We start from the raw sequence: 20448 nt of genomic DNA, 5'->3' as shown, positions 1-20448 counted from the left end.
TTCGCGGCAAATCCCTCATCCGATTTTCCCATGTCTACGATTTGCAAATCAGCTTGTACAGGTTGTCCGTTTTTGGTTCCCCCTGTTTTTTTATCATACTCTAAATAAAGTTCTCCTGTTTTATCGATAATCTAGTAAATCTCAGAACTACCCTCCGGTTTGAACGCACGAACTTCCGGGCCGATAATCAATTCGCCAATTACGTTTAAACTCTTTTTAGCCGGAACAATTAATGCGGCAGGAATAGTGTCTCGTGATTTCTCTTGTGGCGTAACATCTCTTGCGTAGCCCAGCACAAGTTTACCTTTTCTCAATACTAAGCTATCCTTTGTCAACTTATCAATATTAAACGTGTCCGAGAAAGAAATTGTTTGACGATTGCCGATGCTGTTTCCCGAAAGAATAAGCAGCGAGTCTTGCTGCGACCAGGTTTCATAAGCTAATGTAGCTATTTCGTTAAATATATCGCCGGTTTTTTACTGCTCCGTGCAGATAAGAAATCGTTTCCGATTTTAGGTCCGAACAAGTTATTGCCGATTCATCCGGAACAAGTCAGTTTAAACAAATACTATACTCCACTCGTCCTTAATATCAGAGATTATAGCTGAATTACAAATTATATTACAAAACGGTTAAAACGATAAACAGCTAATAGTCCTAAACATTCTTTGCTCATTTACAGTCAAATATAAATGACGAAAGAGATATCCATTTACAAATATGAACATTCTCTTTATTCTTTCATAAATCTTTTACTTAAAAATGTGAAAGTTAATCTTAATTCCGAATTCGGGTCAGTGTAATCCTGTTACTTCAATAGCACTTTTTTTTATATTCCAACGGTGTAATCCCCTCCTTTTGTTTGAAAATTCGATAAAAGGAACTGTCGCTGGAAAACCCGGACATTATCCTGACCTCAGACAGCGTTAAACCTCTTTTTTCCGGTTGAGATAATATCTTTTTTGTATAATCAACCCGGTACTCATTAATCAGATCGGTAAAACTCATGTTAAATTCATCGTTGATAACATTGGATATATAAGTTCTGTTTGAATATAACATGTCGGCTAAGTCGGTAATCTTTAATCCTTTACGGGTAAATACGGATTCGTCTTCGAGTAGCATAAGTAGCTCATGTCTGATCGTCTGCTTTTCCAATTTAACGTCTTTCGCAGTGTCATTGTCGAATGAATCAGACGCGTTATCCCGCATTAAACCACGAGCTACGTAGTTTCGATAACCTAAATAACATATAGCAAAGATCAATCCTATAATGAAAAGTACAATTATAAGCATAATGTTACTCCAAAATACACAAACGAATAGTGGCGCTAAGCTAACAAGTCCCAACTGCATAAACCCTGAATAGTTATAAAGTTCTAAAATGAATTTTCATCGAAAGTTATTCACATATTTCTACACCGATAAACTTAAGCATAAATTGATTAAACCGGCGTATCCACATGTTAATAAACCCAAACCGGACAGCATGAAAAAGCAATTTCATAGTTGCCTGGTATTTTTTACTTTTTGAGAGTATATATTTTACTTATTAACGAATTATTTTACGCTTAATAATGGCTTTGACGGCTCTACAGGCGTAATTTTGCAAGCAGATAAGTGAGCTTTAAGAAAACTTTATTAAACACTTTTTCCCACTATAATACAACTTGCGCACAATCAATCAGTATAACTAAAGCGGGCGTATCGCTTATTCAATAGAATAAATCATCAAATAGATAATTCAATTACTCATTATTAAATTTTCGCATTATGAAACTACGTAAATTTCTTTTTTTAAGTGCTATAACATTAGGTTTTGTAGCTTGTAGCGACGAAGATGTACCTCATTCGGCCAACGGAAGTACCGACGCGTCAATCTCAATAAAAGTGTATCCCGCCAGTACAGGTTCGCAAACTCGCGCAACAGGTGACTTAAAAGGGGATGGTGTCCTTTCGCCGGGTTTGGTTGCGGAAAGTGAGATCAAACAACTGGAAGTATGGATTTTTAATGGAAACGCTTTAGAAAAATATGCTTCTGTAACCGGCTCGTTAGAGATCAAAGATATCGAAGTTACTTCCGGAGCACGCAAGCTTGTGGTTGTTGCAAATGCCAATCTGGGCACACAAGCTACTTTGACTGCGCTTACTGCTTTGACAAAAAAACTTTCTCAGGATATATCAAAAGGCTTGGTTATGACTGCCGATCCTTTGGATGTCGCGCTTGTAAAAGGTGAAAATTTCTATGGCTACCCGGGAACAACAACGTCCGAAAAAAATTACATTTCAACCGACCCTTTAGCGCTTATCCGCATCAATGCGCGAGTAGCTATCGTTGGAGCTACACTCAATCTTGCAACACCCGGAGCAGGAGAAGCACAACTGTTTGATGGTTTAACAGATGCTCAGGTAGCCCTATTTAATGTTCCTGAAATAACGAAGCTTTTCGGGGCTGAATTGGCGCAAAACTCAGCTTATCTTTTTGGACAGGACTGGCTTTCTACTTCAGGAAGCTATATGTCAGGAACCTTGGAACAGACTCTTTTTGAAGGGGCGGTAAATTTCCCAATCGTAAACACTGCTGCGCCTTACTTCTATGTAAACGAAAACACAGCAAAAACAGAGCAGGAACAAATGTTAATTGTATTGAGAGCTAAACCGACATTAAGCGGTGTTGCTGTTGTGGCTCCCGGTTTATACACAGATGCAAGCGGATATACATACTATCCTGTCTGGGTAAATGCGATAAAAAACGGCTACAGCTATAATCCGGATCACACGGCCGACAGCAAGATTATCCGTAACACGCAATACAACATATCATTATCTGTTACAGGTATTGGCAACCCCTCAATAGACCCGGCAGAAACGGCGTTTCTGGATGTGAAGGTAGTAGTTAAACCTTGGGAAGTGGTTAATCAGCAAGTGATTTGGTAAATGCGGCAATTGTTGCGTTTAACAATCAGGAAGAACAATCTATCCTCAGGTAGCAACATTTCTACCTGAGGCTTCACAAACTACACGTATTATTAAAGAATAAAAGAGATGAACAACACAAACATAATACGCTTGATTATGATAGTGGCAGTGCTGATCACCGGATTGCTGTCTGTCAGTTGCATTAAGGATAGCTATGGGGATTGTCCACGTCCCTTCAGACTGTTTATTAAAGCTATAGATGCCGACATGAACGATATTACCAGTTCGGGAGAGGTGCAGCAAGTGATTCTGTTTGTGTTCAACGAGAAACAAGAGATTGTAAAGGCTATTGAACTTGATACCAATCATATCAAAAGTAATAAACCAGTCGACGTTAAGTTGGATTATCCCGGACATCAGGCATTGCAGTTTGTTGCATGGGGAAATATAGGACCGAACGTAGAATTTCCGACTATTAATTCCGTGAAAAAAATAAACGATCTATATGTAAGCCTTAAAAACGCCGAAGCAAAAACGATGACATCAGGCAAAATTTCTCATTCGCCCGACGATTTATTCTATGGTAACCTGAGCGTACCGGTTGAATATAGAGGGGTTGAACCGTCCGGTGATCAGACTATAGTACTTTCAAGAAAGACGGCTCAGGTTAGTACTGCTGCTTTCGGGTTAAAATTATGGAATAGAAACTTGGAAGGAGAATATGCTTTCGAATTAGGAGTATCTCTCGATACTTACAATGAAGCAGGAATCCTTACCGATAACATAACCGGGTACTCTCCTGCAGCGAATATGGATAATCTGGGAAATCTATCTACTCCCATTTTTCATACCTTTCCAACATCCGACGGCAAGACGTATACGCTTTATATTCGTTTTAATGGGGAAGTCATTTTTGCAGATACAAAAGATTCAAACGGACATCTTTTTGTGCCGGAAGTGGGTAGGCTATTAAATATAATAATTCACTTTGAAGCGCCCCGTGAAGATCAGAAAGTTCCTTCAAACGTATCAATAAAAACAGTGGTCACTCCTTGGAATCAGGTATTCCAACATGTTGAATTATAAATAAGCGGCGATATGAAAAAAAGATATTTAACGCACCATGTAATACTGGCACTATCAATGTTGTTATTCATAGCCACGCCATCATGTACGAATGAAGATTTTCCGACAGAAAAGGGCAATGGTTTTATTTTAGTTTCATTGAACAACACGCAGCTAAGGGCAGAAAGCTTATTTGCCAACGAGGATTTAATCGAGAAAATAAGGGTGCTTGTGTTTTTAAACGGAGACATTGAAAAGAACGAGGTATTCATTTCAGGCAATACAAACTTCAGCAACCCTTTTCAGATTGAAGTGAAAACCGGAACAAAAGAGGTCTATGTTATTGCTAACGAAACAGCCGGACTCACTTCTGCTTTAGCAGTAATAAGCTCTGTGAGCCAACTGAAAGGATTGCTGGCAGAAACCATAAATTCTCCGCTTAGTTTACCGTTAATGATGATTGGCAATATGCCTTCGGTTACAGTGATGGAGGGGCAACCAAATATAAGTGAGATTACTTTAAAACGAATTGCCGCCAAAATTCAATTGTTGTTCAGAAAAGAAACTACGGATAATGTAATAATTAAGAAAGTATCATTGTTTAATAATACCGAAAAATCAGGACTGATAGATGGTGCAATCAGCATTCCTGATGCCAATCAAAATTATTGGTCTTATATCTCTGCAACCGACAATATGATATTGAACGCGGACGCAACCTCATTCCCCGGAAGTGAAGTTATTTATGTGTATGAAAATTTAACGGGCGGAATCATAACCAATGCTACCCAAGTAGAAGTAGAAGCTTCCTACAATGGTGTTGATACAAAATACCGTGTTTATGTTAATGAAAATATTTCTTCATTTGTAAATGCAGGAAATCCGGGTTCTTCGGTCTCATCGCCAAATGATCATCTTTACGCTATTAAGCGTAATTATGCGTATGTACTTACAGGAACTATCACCGGGATGGGAGAGTTTGACGGTCTGAACTTAGAAACGAACGTTCTCCCCTGGAAAAAAGTATCTTCTTCTATTTTGTATGATTGGATATTGAGTATTACACCGCAACCTACATCTGCGAATCACACCTTTACAATGGACGCGTCTAATCAGATTTCCTTTACCTTCAATTTGACAAATCCGATTGGTGCTTCCTGGACGGCAAACCTCACGAATGAAGTAGACTTTGAGATCACATCAATACGTAGCGGAATAGCCAACCAACAAGTTACCATAACCATACAAGCAAAAAAAACGCCTTCCGATGCTGCAAATCGGGAAACAGCGTTTTATATCAGTGCATTATTGGATGGTAATTTCTCTGAACTACCACTGATATCGGGAAGCTCATTAATAGGAGAAGGTAACCGGGTCAAAATTATACAGCCGATAAGTAATTAATCGATATAAAAGGACAGAATCTGATATGAGAAACATAGTCAACAACCTATTCGTCTTATTCTCTATAGCGTTAATTTTAAACACAAGTTGCGCAACGGACGAACCTGATATAGGTAACAATAACCTTGTAATGAATTTGTCTTTTGGTACGTTGAAAACCAAAGCACCAGGTGAAGAAGTGGGTAATTACGAAGGAAGTCTTAATGAAGATAAGATCAATTCACTTGATATTTTCTTCTATCAAGAAAATACGCTTAAATGGCATGCTTCAACCGTAAATTCCGGAATTAGTTACAATGATTCGGATCTGAAAGCAACTGTTCCGATCACTTCAGCAAAAAATAACTTGTTTCCGGGTACGTACGACATCTATATTATAGCAAACAACAAAGCAGATCTAAGTTCGATAAGCGAAGGAGCGGTGAATCTGAACGATTTAAAAAACCTCGTTTTCCAAACTTCCGAATTTCAGACTAAAGGAGGATATGAAGCACAAACGGATTTCCTGATGGATGGTACGATGCCCAACAAAGTTATCAATGTGAACAATCCTTTTCTGGGTACCGTCAGTTTAAAAAGAGCAGCGGCAAAGATTCGTATGCGGCTGATCAATGTGGCTGTTCCGGGCTACACACAGTATGGAACAGCAACCGCGCGGCTTGTTCACTTTACCGATAAGTCGGTTTTACTCGAAGAGGGTACAGCAGCTGCCATTAGTAAGCATGCCGACTGGAAAACCTCAAGCGACAGAAACATAGCGTCTACTCTTCCCTACGGTTTAAACGGACTTTCCACAGCGGCTCCTTTTTACGCTTATGCCAATAATTGGAGCAGTGATCCGGATAAGGAAACTTATTTAGAACTATACATTCCTCTGAAAGGGAATACATCCAATGTGACTGATACGTATAAATATTTGGTTCCCATTACGCCGGGTGAGTTGACGGGTGAAGACAGTAAATATAGGACGAATTTATTTCGCAATCATCTTTATGATATTGCAGTAGATATCCGGATACTGGGCGGATTAGACGAACGTCCGGTAATTGCAACCGGCAACTGCACCATTATTGATTGGAACACAATGAATGTTTTAATCGACATCAAAGGAGCCCACTACCTGGTCGTATCCGAATCAAACATTGTTATGCCGAATATCTCTACTTACACTTTAACCTTTAATTCCTCAATTGCTGATGTTAAATTGGTAAGCGGCAGTCTAAAAGCAAGCTATACTTATGTGGATGCCAACAGCGGCACGGTGTTTCCGGTAGCCATTACTACCGGCTCTCAATACCCTTCAGTTAGTCTACAAAGCGGGGTAGCTTCCGGAACAATAGTAATAACCAGCGCAATTCCGGTAAACCAAATTCCAAAAGATATAGAATTCAAATTAACGAACGGACATCTGACTGAAACAGTAGTTGTAAGACAACTCCCGCCAACTTATTTTACAACGGAAAAAGGAAACAGATCCAATTTAAGAAATCAGCTCGATGCGGAACACACAAACCCATACATGTATTCAATAACCACGTTGGCTCCGAGCGGTAGTATTATATGGGGATTTCCTCCGGTAGATTCAAAAGGCAATACGATAAATTCGGCAGAAGTTGCCAATATGGTTTCGCCCAAATTTATGATGGCATCGCAAATGGGAGCAACATCATCGATGAGTTACAACAATGGGGCCACAAACTGTCAGGATTATTGGGAGGAAACGACTAAAAACGGACTAACGGTACGCTATTCGGATTGGCGTTTACCCACAGAAGCTGAAATCAGATACATTGATGATTTGCAACACGACTCAAACAATCCGCAAGGAGTGGTAATGAGAGGCAATTATTATTGGGACGCGTACAAAGCGAACAACGCTTATCGTATGAAGGCTCCAATCAGCACTTCAGCCAGTAGTACTTCTGCACATGTTCGTTGCATCCGTGATATTAAAGACTAAAGATTAAAAAACACAACGCTATGAAAAAGATCGCATATAGCTTGTTCGTACTACTCCTGATCTGTTTGCCGGGGTGTACGCAAGAAGAAAGCCTTAATGGCGAAAACCTTACTGAAAAAGAATACGTTACACTGAGTTTTATAGCAACAATTCCGGAGTTTAAAACATTGGGAACCCGGGCAAGCGGAGGCGTAAACAGTATGTATTTGCTTGTTTTTGACGAGAATGGGAATTTTATTGTACGCAAAGAAGCAACACTATCCGCACAGACTGAAACCGGTGGTGCATTCACCGCTGAACTACCGGCAAGTACGAAGAAACGCACGATTCATTTCATATCGAATTATGATCAGGCGGACTTCACCGATATTCCCGGTACAAATGAAGTGGGTGTGATCACGCCAATAAAGAGTAGCGATCCGTCAAATCCGGTTTTCTGGTCACGTGTTGTGCTTGATTCCGGTATATCCGCAACCGGTTTTGCCAATCAGTCGGTCGAGTTATTACGGAATCAGGCTAAAATAAGCGTAAGCAGTATTGCTCCGGGATTTACTTATTCTGGGTTTACAATCCATAAAGCGCCATCGGCAGGAACGGTGGCTCCTTACAGCATAAGCTCTTCGTTTTTAGCCGGAGTAATTACCGAACCTGCCGATTTGATTTTACATAATGCCAATGTGAATGATATTAACAACACGGAGAAGTATTTATTTGAAAGAAAAAACGCTTCCGCTTCAGAAATCACAACAGTTATTATAAAGGGTAATTACGTAGGGCACGACTATTATTACAAGATCGACTTAATTGACGCCAACAAGAATAGATATAACATCGAACGAAATTATCATTATGCCGTAAAAATTCAAACAGTCAACAGAGCCGGATATGCAAGCTTTGAAGATGCGCTGAACGGTGCCTCTCTCAATAACAGCGCGCTGGATCCGATCATTGAAAAATATCCGATCATCTCAGATGGTATTGGAAAACTGGAAGTCGAAAAAACAATCGTTGTTTTAACTCAGCCCAATCAGGCAATGAGTGTTTGGTACAAATTCTTTCCAAGCATTGGCTCTCCAACAGTAGACAATACAGCGGTTTCGGTCGTGTTACAGCCGGGTGGAAACGCACTCACACCCTCCCTTAATATAAGCTCCGGAACTATTGCAGTCAATGCAGTGAATGTTTTGCCGGCTGTGCCTCAACAATCAACTCTTGTTGTTTCAAAAGGAGAATTAGCTCGTACCATCCGTGTTTTTTTAAGAGAACCCTTCCGCTTTATACCGGTAAGCATAAACAATCAAAGCCCGGCTCAAATCGCAGAAGGACAGGGTAAAGACGCGATACTAAGATTCAATATACCTGCCGATTTTCCGGAAGATTTACTTCCTCTTCCTGTAAAAATATTTACGCAAGGTTTATATGCGGCAACAACTGGAATGGAAGCACAAGTAGCAGCCGGAGAAATTCATTATATCTATCGCGCGGTATCAAAAGGACAGCAAACAATACATTTTAAAACAAACAAATCAGGTAACTCGGAAACGATCACGCTACAAGCAGATTATTTCACGGATGGACAGGTGGCTTATCATTCAAATGCATCAATAACGATAAGTGGACCTATACAGTATAATCGTAGAAATAATAATAATAACCAGTGGACTAATGTGCCAAGCAATGCGAATGTAATAATTTCAGGTATCAACAACGCGACAATTCAAGTGTCTTCAAACGGGAATTATGTTTTTACCATGCCATCAACGCAAAGTAACCCAAACATAACATTTACCTATCAAACAGATGGTCGAACCTATCGTCAAACAATCTCATTAAATGATCTGACCGCAACTAGAAATTTGAGATTAAACCAGGTAAATAATTAACAATAGGGATATAAAAGTAAAAAGGATACGTTTGTTTTAGCTGTATATAGGATGTTTATTCCCAAATAAAGTATATTTTTCTTTTTCTATATATATGGAAAAAGCTTTCTACAGCTATAGAAAAACTTTACCACAGTTGTGGAAAAACTTTACTACAGCTATGGAAAAAAGAAAATATACTTTATGAAAATCTGTTTGTACTATATATTCTTTTTTTAATCCTTTGTCAGCGATTATAATAATGTATATAGCGTCCTCGCTGCTCACCCCGGTCTGAGGAAGAAATTTTGGTTAGATCCGGAGCGTGTACGCCTTCGTGTAATAGTCCGGCTGTCTTTTCCATACGTATTTCATCCCATAAACCTTCTTTGAGAAATTGGTTATGAAGCATGCTTCCTCCTTCAACCAATAGGGAGATCAATTTTCGTTTGTACAAGTGGTGCAGCACTTGCAGCAGTACCTCTTTTTCAAAATCAATCGTGATGTATTCTACATGCTGACGTTTTTCGGCTTTTTTTGCCGTAAAAACGAGCGTAGGAACAGATCCGTCCAGTATATTATAATTTGATGGGATAGTTAAAGCCCTGTCTAATACTACCCGAACGGGCGACTCGCCCACCCAATGGCGAACGGTCAGAGACGGATTGTCTAATATAGCTGTACGCGTACCAATCATTATAGCGCTTACTTCCGCGCGCAATTTATGCACTAACCGCATAGAGTCTGGTGGCGACAGCACAACAGCCGGGGTAGAAGCGTCTGTTCGAATTTTATCAATAAAACCATCAGCGCTTTGCGCCCATTTCAGTATAACATAAGGGCGTTGGCGCATGTGAGCTGTAATAAAAGGACGATTCAGTTCATACAATTCGCCTTCCAAAACACCGGTAACGACCTCAACTCCGGCGTTTCTCAACATGTCAACTCCTCTTCCGGCCACTTCAGGGTAGGGGTCAAGAGAGCCGATCACAACCCGGGGAATCTGTTTTCGTATAATTAATTCGGCGCAAGGAGGTGTTTTGCCGTAATGCGAGCAAGGTTCCAGCGTTACATACATGGTCGAATCCGGCAGTAAAGTTTCATCTTTCACCGAATTAACGGCGTTTACCTCCGCATGCGCTTTTCCGTATTCGCAATGAAACCCTTCACCTATAATCCGGTCGTTATGCACAATTACAGCTCCTACCATCGGATTGGATTTTACCGCGCCACGTCCGTTTAACGCCAGTTCCATGGCACGTCTCATATATTTTTCGTCAACTGTCATCTCAATTCGTGTTTGGTTTTTAATTACTTTTGTCTGCCGATAAACATTAAATGCGAAATGAACAACACCATTGCTTATATAAAACAAGCATTAGGAAATCACTTTCAGCCGGAGGAAGTCAGAAGTTTAACACATCTTATCCTGAAGGATGTATGTAATTTTGAACCTCATCAGATTCTCCTTCACAAAGATAAGGAATTATCAGAAGTAACACGAGAGCAAATCAGGCAGATCGTGAACAGATTACTTGCGCATGAACCTATTCAATATATATTAGGCTCCACTTCTTTTTATGGTTATTCTTTTAAGGTTACCCCCGCGGTGTTGATACCTCGCCCCGAAACAGAAGAACTTGTTGATTTAATTGTTCACGAGGAACATGCGGAAAACCTACGCCTGTTAGATATAGGTACCGGAAGCGGATGTATCGCCATTTCGTTGGCGAAACAACTCAAACAACCGGTAGTTTCCGCTTTGGATATTTCAGAAAAAGCACTTGAAGTAGCAAAAAGCAATGCTGATGCAAATCAGGCCGACGTTCGTTTCATACACCGGGATATACTGAGTAGCGATGATTTACAACTTGAGAAACAAGATGTTATTGTAAGTAATCCGCCCTATGTGATGAATCGGGAGATGGAGGCCATGAAGCAGAATGTATTGGATTACGAACCCCATAATGCCCTGTTTGTTCCCGATGAAGATCCCTTGCTTTTCTATCGGATAATTGCCTTGTTCGGTATCCGGTATTTAAAAGAGGGCGGTCGACTATATTTTGAAATTAATGCTGCTTTAGGACAGGAAACGAAAGTGCTAATCTCCGAATTGGGATACCGAGACTGTATACTTAGTAAAGACCTTTCTCAAAGAGACAGAATAATCAAAGCTACGCGATGAGCAATACAACCGAAACAACTATTTTGCAAAGAATGGCTGCTCTTTGTTCCGTAAAAGAATACTGCATTCGGGATATCCGGCAGAAAATAAAAGCAACCGACCTGACAGATGAAGCATGCGAACGAATTATCCACCGCCTTTGTTCGGAGAAGTTCATTGACGAAGAACGATACACACGGGCTTTTGTCAAAGATAAGCTGCGGTTCAGCAAATGGGGGCGCGTCAAAATTAAATATGAACTTCGCGGAAAGGAAGTCCCGTCTTCTTTAATTGAAAACATATTGAATGAGATAGATGAGACAGCCTACAAAACCATGCTCAAAGAAATCTTAATTCAAAAGAAAAAAAGCACGAAAGGCAAAACAGCACAAGAAGTCTTTGTGAAATTATATCGTTTTGCTGCCGGAAGAGGGTTTGAAAGTCCGTTTATTTCAGCTTGTTTGAAAGAAATTCTCAATACGGATACGGATGAAGCGGATTTTGACTGAGTTGCTTTACTTATTTTTTCCCAACACCTGTGTTAATTGTAAGTCTCCGTTAATAATCGGCGAAGAACAACTCTGTATTGCCTGCCTCAATCAACTATCCTATACTCGATTTAACGTTAATCAAAATCCGGCGGAGCTGTTATTCGCCGGAAGAAATGAGATCAGCGCGGCTTACGCATTCCTTCATTATGAAAAAGGAGGTATCACGCAAAAACTGATCTTCTCACTAAAATACCATAACAATAAGAAATTAGGTTTCTTATTAGGCCGGATGGCAGCGTTGCAGCTTATCCGGCAGGTTGATTTTGAACAACCGGATGTAATAATCCCTGTTCCTCTCCATAAAAAACGGTTAAAAAAAAGAGGATATAATCAGTCTGAATGGATTGCTAAAGGGTTTAATTCGGTTTGCCGGAAATCAATCGACACCACTTCGCTCGTACGCCTTAAGAAAACCGAAACTCAAACCAAGAAGAGCGTATACGATAGAATAACCGGTATCGAAACTGCTTTTCAATTAACCTCCGGCGAGAACCTGGAAGGTAAGCACGTGCTCCTTATTGACGATGTAATGACCTCAGGCGCAACACTTAATGCTTGTGTTAAGGAATTATCGCGCTGTGAGAAAATAAAAATCAGCATCTTTTGTCTGGCAGTTGCTCAATGACATAAAAATTTTACCTCATTGTCTTAAGGTTATATCGCCTAGTTTAGCTATTTTTGCGTCTGTATATAAATTTTATTCATGGTATGAAAACACTGGAAAGATTAGTTGCAGAGAAATTGTTAAAAATCAAAGCCGTAAAATTGCAACCGGCTAATCCGTTTACTTGGGCTTCGGGATGGAAGTCTCCAATTTACTGTGATAACAGAAAGACCCTTTCTTATCCGGCGGTTCGTACATTTATCAAATTAGAACTTGCGCGTGTTATTAGTGAAAAGTATGAAAACGCAGATGCTATTGCCGGTGTAGCAACGGGAGCTATCGCTCAGGGCGCATTGGTAGCAGATTTGCTGGGATTGCCTTTTGTTTATATTCGCGCAACGCCAAAAGATCACGGATTGGAAAACCTGATTGAAGGAGAATTGAGACCGGGTTCGAAAGTCGTGATAATTGAGGATTTAGTTTCTACCGGAGGTAGTAGTCTTAAAGCGGTAGAGGCAGTTCGCAATTTTGGTTGTGATGTTGTTGGTATGGTAGCCATCTTTACGCATGGGTTCCCTGTAGCAACACAACAATTCAGAGACGCGAAAGTAACGCTTACCACCTTGAGCAACTATGACGCTGTGATTGAAGAAGCTGTTCGTACAGACTATATCGATGAGTCTGAAATCGCGACATTGCAGGAGTGGCGTAAAGATCCGGCAAACTGGCAACCCTAATCAGGTATAACTAAACGAAATGGCTATGACTGATTTTGTTAGTGAGGTAAAAACTATACCTCACAATGACGATCGTATCTTTGCGATGCTATCCGATCTGTCTAATTTAGAACAGATAAAGGATCGCATCCCACAAGATAAGGTCTCTGATTTTGAGTTCGATAGTGACAGTTGCAGCTTTACGGTTGCTCCTGTTGGTAAAATAACATTCCAGATCGTTGAGCGCGAGCCAAACAAGCTGATCAAGTTTGCTACAACCAATTCTCCGGTTCCTCTGTTTTTATGGATCCAATTGGTACAGGCCGGCGATAACGACACTAAAATGAAACTGACCGCCCGGGCAGAATTGAACGCGTTTATTAAACCAATGGTGTCGAAACCATTGCAAGATGCGATAGATAAAATCTCTACTGTTCTGGCAGGTCTTCCTTATTAAAAGATTGATTATGGCTCAGAAGCTTTGGGAAAAAAACATACAGGTAGATAAAGAAGTGGAAGCATTCACCGTCGGTAAAGACCGTGAAATGGATATTTATTTGGCCAAATACGATGTGCTTGGCTCAATGGCGCATATCACAATGCTTGAAAGTATTGGTTTGCTAACCAATGCAGAGCTCGACTTGCTGCTCCATGAGCTTAGAAGCATCTATCACATTGCCGAAAAAGGGGAATTTGTAATAGAAGAAGGTGTTGAAGATGTGCATTCGCAAGTGGAACTCCTTTTAACCCGTAAACTGGGCGACGTAGGTAAGAAAATCCATAGCGGACGTTCACGCAATGATCAGGTGTTGGTAGACTTGAAACTATTCACCCGCGCGGAGATTCGTACACTTACAGAACTAACAAAAGACCTGTTTGATGTTTTACTCCAACAAAGCGAAAGCTATAAAGAAGTTTTACTACCGGGCTATACGCACTTACAGGTTGCTATGCCTTCATCCTTCGGACTATGGTTCGGCGCTTACGCCGAAAGTCTGGCCGACGATCTGCAATTATTGCAGGCCGCCTATAAAGTATGCAACCGAAATCCACTCGGCTCTGCTGCCGGATACGGTTCATCTTTCCCTTTAAACCGAAAGATGACCACCAACCTGTTGGGTTTTGATTCCATGAACTACAATGTGGTTTACGCGCAAATGGGGCGCGGAAAAATGGAACGAACGGTTGCCTTTGCCATGGCAGGAATCGCGGCTACCTTATCCAAACTGGCTTTTGATGCTTGCATGTTCAATAGTCAAAACTTCGGTTTCATCAAGCTGCCGGATCAGTTCACCACCGGATCGAGCATCATGCCTCATAAAAAGAATCCGGATGTATTCGAACTAACCCGGGCAAAATGCAACAAGATTCAAGGATTACCTCAACAGATCACCTTAATCTGCAATAACCTGCCATCCGGTTATTTCAGAGACTTGCAACTAATTAAAGAGCTATTTGTGCCGGCATTCGATGAATTGAAAGACTGCCTTCGCATGGTTGCTCACATGATGCGTGAAGTAAAAGTCAACCAAAGTATTTTGGAAGACGACAAATACGCGCTGCTCTTCAGCGTTGAAGAAGTAAACCGTCGCGTAATAGAAGGCACTCCTTTCCGCGATGCCTATAAACAGGTAGGTTTAGAAATAGAAGCAGGCAAATTTTCTCCCGACAAGAAGATTCATCACACGCACGAGGGAAGTATAGGCAACCTATGCAACGATGCAATTTCCGCCTTGATGCAAAATATTATCGATGGCTTTTCGTTTGAAAGAATAGACTTCGCAGAGAAAAAATTATTGACAAATGAAAACTAATCGTCTGACGTTTCTAATCTTTGCCTTATTCCTATTAGCCTGCGGCAAAACAGAATATTCGGATATACCATCAACAAGGGTTAGCTTAACATTAGATTTAACCTTCAAGGACAAGGAACTAAATAGCATTCTATCCCATAAAATCTATACACTAAAAGACATCAACATATTAAATGAACGTGTTGGTTTTGGTGGGGTTTTGGTTTATCATAGTGCTTCCGGTTTTCTTGCATTTGACGCAGCATGTCCATACGAAATAAACCCTGACGTAATAGTGCACGTTGATTCGTCCGGATTGTCGGCATCCTGCTCAAAATGTAGCAGTCAATTTAGCCTTGAAGCAGGTGGAGCACCTGTCTCAGGACCAAGCACAGAAGACCGGGGACGCAAAAGGCTACGTCAATTTTATAACATAACAACACTTACAGGAAATAAAATTTACATATCTAATTAAATTTGCACGCAAAAGGTTTGGAAGAATCAAAAAATACCCTACCTTTGCACTCGCAAAACCAAAGAAAAAAACGCGAAAGTAGCTCAGTTGGTAGAGCATAACCTTGCCAAGGTTAGGGTCGCGGGTTCGAATCCCGTCTTTCGCTCATCTTTTAAGAGAAAAGGATGCTCGGATGGTGGAATGGTAGACACGAAGGACTTAAAATCCTTTGGCTATAGCAGCTGTGCGGGTTCAAGTCCCGCTCCGAGTACATAGAAAGCTTATAATCGATTGATTATAAGCTTTTTGTTTTTATAGAGGGGTAATTCGAGGGATAAAAAAGTCATTCTTTATCCATTGATGAAAACAAATTATCTATCATATAACTTTCACTTGGGGAATCATCAAATCTATAATCATCCATATAAGCTTCGGCTCGTGCTTCTTCTTCTTGATTTTGTTGTATTATAGCTTCAATATCAACATCAGCAAATAAGCTTTCTGTCATATTCTCTGGAAGTTCTCGATGAACCCCTAGAATCTCTCGGTAAAGTGTAGTATAACTCTCCCAAACATCATTTTCTATTCCTTGAAATTCTTCTTCTGAATATACATTGAGTAACTCATTCTCTTTAATATCTTTAACTTGCTCTAAATATATATTTTTTATAGATAAATCTATTTGTGAATGAAAATCATCAGCATATAATTCAGATAAATTATATCCTAACCTGACACACAATTCTTTGACTTGTTCAATTTGTTCTATATCATTCAAGCTTTTAAGTAAAGTAGGTAATATTTCATCAATCCATTTTTTCTTAATAATGTCATACAATCTACTTTTCTCTTCTACAGAAAGAAATAGAGGAAGTATGTCATGAACTAAAGAGTATAACTCTGTTACATCAGCCCAAATTATACTATCTAATCTGCTTTCAATTTTTTCATCAATTAGTATATATGATTCCTTATTACGGAAATGACATAAAACACTTATTATCAAAATAGACATATTACTTGGAGATTGCGAAATAAAACTATATAACGAACATTGGCATTCATCAATTTTCTTTATAAATCTTTCCAACTCTTCTTTTTTTATGTTTATTTTGTTGCGTCCTTCTTTTTGCAAATCATATTCAAACACAAACGAAAATTGTTCAATATAGAACAATGAATTTATTAAATCCCATTTTTCGATATTATTCAAATTAAAAAAAGATATTAGATAGTCTCCTATTGATGGATTAACAAATGAAATCCTTGAATCGTTTGTATCTCTAGAAATAAGATGATTTATGAATCCATCTAATAAATGTTTGAAAGATTTTTCAAAAGCACCTTGTCTTCTATGGTAACCATTATTATTTACTTCATAACTAATACGTTCTTTAAAAGCAATCTCTAAATGTTCTTTTTTTACTGACCCCCTAAAAGTCAGTAAAGTAAATAACAGATATTTATCCGGATCATCTAGTTGGTTTTGAATAGCATGCTCCCAAATCTTGTTCGGATTATTTAGGTTTTTCATTATGAAATAGACATAATCTTCTGTAGAGACATCTTTAATATTACTTTTCTTCGAAAAAAAATCTATCAGACGAGGATTATAATTAGAATGCTTAATTATTTTCCAATAATTCTTCTTTTCGAAAATTTTTGAAATATACTCTTTTTCTAAATCATAAAAATACAGATGGTTGTATAGAATCTTTGCCTTGTCATAATCAGAGTAATCTTTTAGCTCTATTTCATATTTTAAGTTGTCTAAGTTTGTATTATTTAATTTTTCACGATAACTCTTAGCTTGATTCAAAATACTAGACCTTGTAGTCAATATCAAATATTTATTTTTAGAAGAACTAATTCTTTCAATAAAATTTACAATCTTACTGTCTGTATTTTTAGAATTAACAATTTCAATATAATTTGAACCTAAAAAATCGTCAAAATAAAATAGTTGTTTTGATGCTGAATTATCAAAAAGTTCTTCTGCTTCCTTTAATTCACCATCTATATACACTAATTCAAAATCATTCCCTAGTATATGATATGTTAGCATATTCGCTAACGTGGATTTGCCTATTCCTGGTATTCCAGTTATTAAGACTATTTTGTTATTTCTGATTATATTTAAGGCTTTTTCAAACGCCTTAGTCTCTACATATAGCTGTATGTGTTTTTCTATCTTTTCTTTGATAAAAGAAGAACGACCAGAAATTGCATTCTGAAATATTTTTTCTAAAACAAGTGTATTTGAAAACCAAAGTTTATGGTATTTCTTTTCAATATGTCCATGTTTTACTAACAACCCATTTAGATCATCTTGTCCTAATATATCATTGGTCGTCTGTATATATCCCTTAAATAATCTTTTGAGTTCTTTTTTATTAAGAGGAGTTAACTTTACAGATGTTATAAGAATATATCTATTCACTTTTGGTGTCATATTTTCCACTTTTGGTAATTCTTCATTCTTTAGTTTTGACTTGAGTCCACTATAGCCTGTACCTAAATAATGTTTTGCTTGAACTATAATGTTATTTTCGTTTTTTACAGTAGCATATCGTAAATCTATTCCACCATCTCTACCTTGTGTGAAACTTTGAAAAAACAATTTCAACTCTGCATTTAATAGATCCCTTGATAATTCTTCAAAATCTTTATCATTTAATGTTGAAAAATCGTAAGTTGTCATATACATGTATGTTTATTAGTAATTACCAACACAAACATACTAAAAGTTAAAAACGAATCTATTCTATCCAAATTAATTAAAACAGAATTATTTATATCTTTGCCAATAACATATTAGCGAAGCGTCGCATATAAAGTAGATATACATTAGCGTTCACATAAACCTTGTAACAGAAAACTGGAAATTTTAGAGAGACAAGGAAACTGTGCAATGCTCATGCTCGTAATAGGGGCATGGGCTTGCCTTGTTTCGTCTCTAGGGTATACCAGTACCTCTACTACGGACTTGGCGAGTTCCACGTCTTCTTTTTGTGGTTTAGTGAATAGCTATTGTGAAATAGAAATAAACAACAAATGATTGTAAACCACAAAATAAACACAATATGACTAATATCGAATCCTTGGAATTCATTGAAGAGCTTTATACGAAGGAAGCCCACAACTACATCAATGAGCATTATCCAGGCCAATTTAAAGACGATACTGGATCTTTAGAATAACATTATGGTATTAATAACTGCTTCAGAATTTAATAGAAACATTGACAAATATTTAGCTATAGTCGACAAAGAAGAAGTAATGATTGTTCGAGGTAGGTGGAATAGCAAATATTATCTGCTGACGCCTGTAATCACTGAATAAAAAAATAACAAAATAGTTATAAATATGTTTGCACATATAACAATAGTGTTATATATTTGTATTGTACAAATGATCTTTGATTTTATGAAAACATCAGAGTTTCTTAAAAAGGCTGCTAAGATAGGTTGCTATTTTGTAAGTCATGGTAAAGAACATGATGTCTGGTACAGTCCTGTTACTGAAAAGTTTTTCAGGGTGTCAAGGCATCAGGGCCAAGAGCTTAAAAGTGGTACTCTTAACAGCATGATGAAAGATGCGGGGTTGAAATGACCCCGCACATTTGTACAGACCTGACACAGGGGTTGCTGTGTAACTTAAATATATTTAACATGAAATTTACAGCTATTGTGGAGTTATGGGATGATGGTACATATAGTATCTATGTTCCTGATATGGAGAAGCATAATCTTAACGCACAAGGCACAACAGTACAGGAAGCTAAAGACGGATTACTGGAAGGATTAAAAGATTATGTTGAAATGTATGAGTCAATGGGTAAAGAAATACCAGAGGCGTTTATTGATCCGGAATTTGAATACAAGTATGATCTGGCTTCTTTCTTTGACTATTACGATTGGATTAATGTTTCAAAACTTGCGGAGAAAGCAGAAATAAACGCTTCTTTACTTCGTCAGTACAAAAAACGTCTTACATTTGCATCGGAGAAGCAAATAAATAAACTCCAAACTACAGTTAACAAATTAGGAAAGGAAATGGCAGCCGTAAGGCTTATATAAAATCAAACCATTTGTACAGACTTAGCCCTCTTTAATCGGAGGGCTTTGTTAAATCCTCCCGGTTCTCCGCCAAAGCATGTTTCCGACTATTCACAGGTTTCCTGTCATTCGCTAAAAGGAGAGTTAAAAGAAATTGCGACAGGATTGAATGTGTTTTTGTAGCTATCAGCCTAAGGATGTGTCAAATCTGATGACGAGTAGCTACAACAAGCTGCTACCTTCCGTCTTCTAAGAAGAAAAATCGCTATATTTGTCGTGTAAACATTCTAAAAAGCAGGATATCATGTTTGATTTTTTGGATACATACCCTTGGATATTACCTTTCATTATTTTCTTCGGGCGTATTTGTGATGTGACGTTGGGGACGTTAAGAATTATTTTCGTTTCTAAAGGAGAGAAGTACAAAGCTCCTTTGGTGGGTTTCTTTGAAGTTTTCATCTGGATCGTCGTCATTTCTCAGGTCTTAGGGCGCGCCAATGACTTAGTAGCTTATTTGTCTTATGCCGCCGGTTATGCCGCCGGAAATTTTGTTGGTATATTAATCGAACAACGTATTGCTTTCGGGGTAATTCTTTTCCGTGTGTTTACACAAAAAGACGGATTGGAATTAACTAAAAATCTAAATGCGAAAGGATTTGGGTCTACTTGTATTTCCGGACAGGGGGCTGTTTCGAAAGTCGATGTGGTAGAATCTGTTTTCAACAGAAAGTTTGAAAAAGATGCAGAAGCGGTAGTTCGTGATTTTGATCCGAATGCATTTTATATTGTTGAGGATATACGATCGAAGCAGCGAGGAATATTTGGGAGAACTTCTTCCATTTTCCGATACGGCAGACCGGGGAAGTAAGCGTTTAGTCTGAATGGCAGTAAATAGAAA

General features: G+C 38.6%; 19 protein-coding genes and 2 tRNA genes. 17 read left to right on the top strand and 4 right to left on the bottom strand.

Translation table 11 applies throughout. The annotated features are described in order from the left end of the window. Positions 1-131 precede the first annotated feature (131 nt). Entirely contained in the window at positions 132-452 is a 321-nt protein-coding gene (locus tag B9Y81_RS15430; RefSeq protein ID WP_262494092.1) for a lipocalin family protein, read from the bottom strand. 361 nt (positions 453-813) lie between these two features. Next, entirely contained in the window at positions 814-1296 is a 483-nt protein-coding gene (locus B9Y81_RS00660) for a helix-turn-helix domain-containing protein (RefSeq protein WP_176221425.1), read from the bottom strand. A gap of 477 nt (positions 1297-1773) precedes the next feature. On the opposite strand from B9Y81_RS00660, the gene B9Y81_RS00655 reads away from it, so the two are divergent. The 5 genes from B9Y81_RS00655 to B9Y81_RS00635 all read left to right on the top strand — a co-directional run bounded on the left by B9Y81_RS00655 (position 1774) and on the right by B9Y81_RS00635 (position 9231). Beyond that, entirely contained in the window at positions 1774-2937 is a 1164-nt protein-coding gene (locus B9Y81_RS00655) for a fimbrial protein (RefSeq protein ID WP_085535078.1), read from the top strand. 108 nt (positions 2938-3045) lie between these two features. After that, a complete protein-coding gene (locus B9Y81_RS00650; RefSeq protein WP_085535077.1) occupies positions 3046-4005 on the top strand; it encodes a FimB/Mfa2 family fimbrial subunit in 960 nt (319 codons plus the stop codon). A gap of 12 nt (positions 4006-4017) precedes the next feature. Then, complete coding sequence (locus B9Y81_RS00645; RefSeq protein ID WP_085535076.1) at positions 4018-5388, top strand: fimbrial protein; 1371 nt, start codon at positions 4018-4020, stop codon at positions 5386-5388. 25 nt (positions 5389-5413) lie between these two features. Beyond that, positions 5414-7348, top strand: a complete 1935-nt coding sequence (gene fimD / locus B9Y81_RS00640; RefSeq protein WP_085535075.1) for a fimbrial tip adhesin FimD — start codon at positions 5414-5416, stop codon at positions 7346-7348. Positions 7349-7368: 20 nt separating this feature from the next. Continuing rightward, positions 7369-9231, top strand: coding sequence for a hypothetical protein (locus B9Y81_RS00635; RefSeq protein ID WP_085535074.1), 1863 nt, complete (start codon positions 7369-7371; stop codon positions 9229-9231). 226 nt (positions 9232-9457) lie between these two features. On the opposite strand, the gene ribD is transcribed toward B9Y81_RS00635, so the two are convergent. Further along, entirely contained in the window at positions 9458-10498 is a 1041-nt protein-coding gene (gene ribD, locus B9Y81_RS00630) for a bifunctional diaminohydroxyphosphoribosylaminopyrimidine deaminase/5-amino-6-(5-phosphoribosylamino)uracil reductase RibD (protein ID WP_085535073.1), read from the bottom strand. 57 nt (positions 10499-10555) lie between these two features. Between ribD and prmC the strand changes: the two genes are divergently transcribed. From prmC to B9Y81_RS00585, 9 genes are all read left to right on the top strand, one after another. Beyond that, a complete protein-coding gene (prmC, locus tag B9Y81_RS00625) occupies positions 10556-11395 on the top strand; it encodes a peptide chain release factor N(5)-glutamine methyltransferase (protein ID WP_085535072.1) in 840 nt (279 codons plus the stop codon). Next, the gene (locus B9Y81_RS00620; protein ID WP_085535071.1) at positions 11392-11883 is read left to right on the top strand and encodes a regulatory protein RecX; all 492 of its coding nucleotides are present in this window, start codon (positions 11392-11394) and stop codon (positions 11881-11883) included. Before prmC ends, B9Y81_RS00620 begins: the two co-directional genes overlap by 4 nt. After that, on the top strand, positions 11864-12550 hold the full coding sequence (locus B9Y81_RS00615; protein WP_085535070.1) for a ComF family protein: 687 nt from the start codon (positions 11864-11866) through the stop codon (positions 12548-12550). The genes B9Y81_RS00620 and B9Y81_RS00615 overlap by 20 nt, the downstream gene beginning before the upstream one ends. An 83-nt stretch (positions 12551-12633) precedes the next feature. Beyond that, the gene (gene pyrE / locus B9Y81_RS00610) at positions 12634-13266 is read left to right on the top strand and encodes an orotate phosphoribosyltransferase (RefSeq protein WP_085535069.1); all 633 of its coding nucleotides are present in this window, start codon (positions 12634-12636) and stop codon (positions 13264-13266) included. 25 nt (positions 13267-13291) lie between these two features. Continuing rightward, positions 13292-13702 carry an SRPBCC family protein gene (locus B9Y81_RS00605; protein WP_085535485.1) on the top strand — a complete coding sequence of 137 codons (411 nt, stop codon included), beginning with the start codon at positions 13292-13294 and terminating at the stop codon, positions 13700-13702. Between the two features lie 10 nt (positions 13703-13712). Next, positions 13713-15059, top strand: a complete 1347-nt coding sequence (gene argH / locus B9Y81_RS00600; RefSeq protein ID WP_085535068.1) for an argininosuccinate lyase — start codon at positions 13713-13715, stop codon at positions 15057-15059. Continuing rightward, positions 15049-15513 carry a hypothetical protein gene (locus tag B9Y81_RS00595; protein WP_085535067.1) on the top strand — a complete coding sequence of 155 codons (465 nt, stop codon included), beginning with the start codon at positions 15049-15051 and terminating at the stop codon, positions 15511-15513. The genes argH and B9Y81_RS00595 overlap by 11 nt, the downstream gene beginning before the upstream one ends. Positions 15514-15585: 72 nt before the next feature. Beyond that, positions 15586-15658: transfer RNA gene (locus B9Y81_RS00590), tRNA-Gly, on the top strand. A 21-nt stretch (positions 15659-15679) separates the two neighbouring features. After that, positions 15680-15763 (top strand) — tRNA-Leu (locus B9Y81_RS00585). Positions 15764-15835: 72 nt separating this feature from the next. On the opposite strand, the gene B9Y81_RS00580 is transcribed toward B9Y81_RS00585, so the two are convergent. Continuing rightward, entirely contained in the window at positions 15836-18193 is a 2358-nt protein-coding gene (locus B9Y81_RS00580) for an nSTAND3 domain-containing NTPase (protein ID WP_176221424.1), read from the bottom strand. Positions 18194-18918: 725 nt separating this feature from the next. Between B9Y81_RS00580 and B9Y81_RS00575 the strand changes: the two genes are divergently transcribed. The 3 genes from B9Y81_RS00575 (at position 18919) to B9Y81_RS00565 (ending at position 20418) form a co-directional block, all read left to right on the top strand. Next, a complete protein-coding gene (locus B9Y81_RS00575; protein WP_085535484.1) occupies positions 18919-19104 on the top strand; it encodes a type II toxin-antitoxin system HicA family toxin in 186 nt (61 codons plus the stop codon). Between the two features lie 59 nt (positions 19105-19163). Beyond that, on the top strand, positions 19164-19571 hold the full coding sequence (locus B9Y81_RS00570) for a type II toxin-antitoxin system HicB family antitoxin (protein ID WP_139822868.1): 408 nt from the start codon (positions 19164-19166) through the stop codon (positions 19569-19571). A gap of 283 nt (positions 19572-19854) precedes the next feature. Beyond that, positions 19855-20418: a DUF2179 domain-containing protein gene (locus tag B9Y81_RS00565; protein WP_085535064.1), complete on the top strand. Its 564-nt coding sequence runs from the start codon at positions 19855-19857 to the stop codon at positions 20416-20418. Positions 20419-20448: the final 30 nt, after the last annotated feature.

Source organism: Massilibacteroides vaginae (assembly GCF_900178525.1).
Taxonomy (GTDB): Bacteria; Bacteroidota; Bacteroidia; order Bacteroidales; family Tannerellaceae; genus Massilibacteroides; species Massilibacteroides vaginae.
The sequence above is the reverse complement of the archived record's forward strand: the minus strand, read 5'-3'. Positions and strand labels throughout refer to the sequence as shown.

What these genes read in the sequence shown, in the direction of transcription:
- B9Y81_RS00660 (WP_176221425.1), bottom strand. Translation starts at nt 1,296, where the DNA reads ATGCTTATAATTGTACTTTTCATTATAGGATTGATCTTTGCTATATGT.
- B9Y81_RS00655 (WP_085535078.1), top strand. Translation starts at nt 1,774, where the DNA reads ATGAAACTACGTAAATTTCTTTTTTTAAGTGCTATAACATTAGGTTTT.
- B9Y81_RS00650 (WP_085535077.1), top strand. Translation starts at nt 3,046, where the DNA reads ATGAACAACACAAACATAATACGCTTGATTATGATAGTGGCAGTGCTG.
- B9Y81_RS00645 (WP_085535076.1), top strand. Translation starts at nt 4,018, where the DNA reads ATGAAAAAAAGATATTTAACGCACCATGTAATACTGGCACTATCAATG.
- fimD (WP_085535075.1), top strand. Translation starts at nt 5,414, where the DNA reads ATGAGAAACATAGTCAACAACCTATTCGTCTTATTCTCTATAGCGTTA.
- B9Y81_RS00635 (WP_085535074.1), top strand. Translation starts at nt 7,369, where the DNA reads ATGAAAAAGATCGCATATAGCTTGTTCGTACTACTCCTGATCTGTTTG.
- ribD (WP_085535073.1), bottom strand. Translation starts at nt 10,498, where the DNA reads ATGACAGTTGACGAAAAATATATGAGACGTGCCATGGAACTGGCGTTA.
- prmC (WP_085535072.1), top strand. Translation starts at nt 10,556, where the DNA reads ATGAACAACACCATTGCTTATATAAAACAAGCATTAGGAAATCACTTT.
- B9Y81_RS00620 (WP_085535071.1), top strand. Translation starts at nt 11,392, where the DNA reads ATGAGCAATACAACCGAAACAACTATTTTGCAAAGAATGGCTGCTCTT.
- B9Y81_RS00615 (WP_085535070.1), top strand. Translation starts at nt 11,864, where the DNA reads ATGAAGCGGATTTTGACTGAGTTGCTTTACTTATTTTTTCCCAACACC.
- pyrE (WP_085535069.1), top strand. Translation starts at nt 12,634, where the DNA reads ATGAAAACACTGGAAAGATTAGTTGCAGAGAAATTGTTAAAAATCAAA.
- B9Y81_RS00605 (WP_085535485.1), top strand. Translation starts at nt 13,292, where the DNA reads ATGACTGATTTTGTTAGTGAGGTAAAAACTATACCTCACAATGACGAT.
- argH (WP_085535068.1), top strand. Translation starts at nt 13,713, where the DNA reads ATGGCTCAGAAGCTTTGGGAAAAAAACATACAGGTAGATAAAGAAGTG.
- B9Y81_RS00595 (WP_085535067.1), top strand. Translation starts at nt 15,049, where the DNA reads ATGAAAACTAATCGTCTGACGTTTCTAATCTTTGCCTTATTCCTATTA.
- B9Y81_RS00580 (WP_176221424.1), bottom strand. Translation starts at nt 18,193, where the DNA reads ATGACAACTTACGATTTTTCAACATTAAATGATAAAGATTTTGAAGAA.
- B9Y81_RS00575 (WP_085535484.1), top strand. Translation starts at nt 18,919, where the DNA reads ATGAAAACATCAGAGTTTCTTAAAAAGGCTGCTAAGATAGGTTGCTAT.
- B9Y81_RS00570 (WP_139822868.1), top strand. Translation starts at nt 19,164, where the DNA reads ATGAAATTTACAGCTATTGTGGAGTTATGGGATGATGGTACATATAGT.
- B9Y81_RS00565 (WP_085535064.1), top strand. Translation starts at nt 19,855, where the DNA reads ATGTTTGATTTTTTGGATACATACCCTTGGATATTACCTTTCATTATT.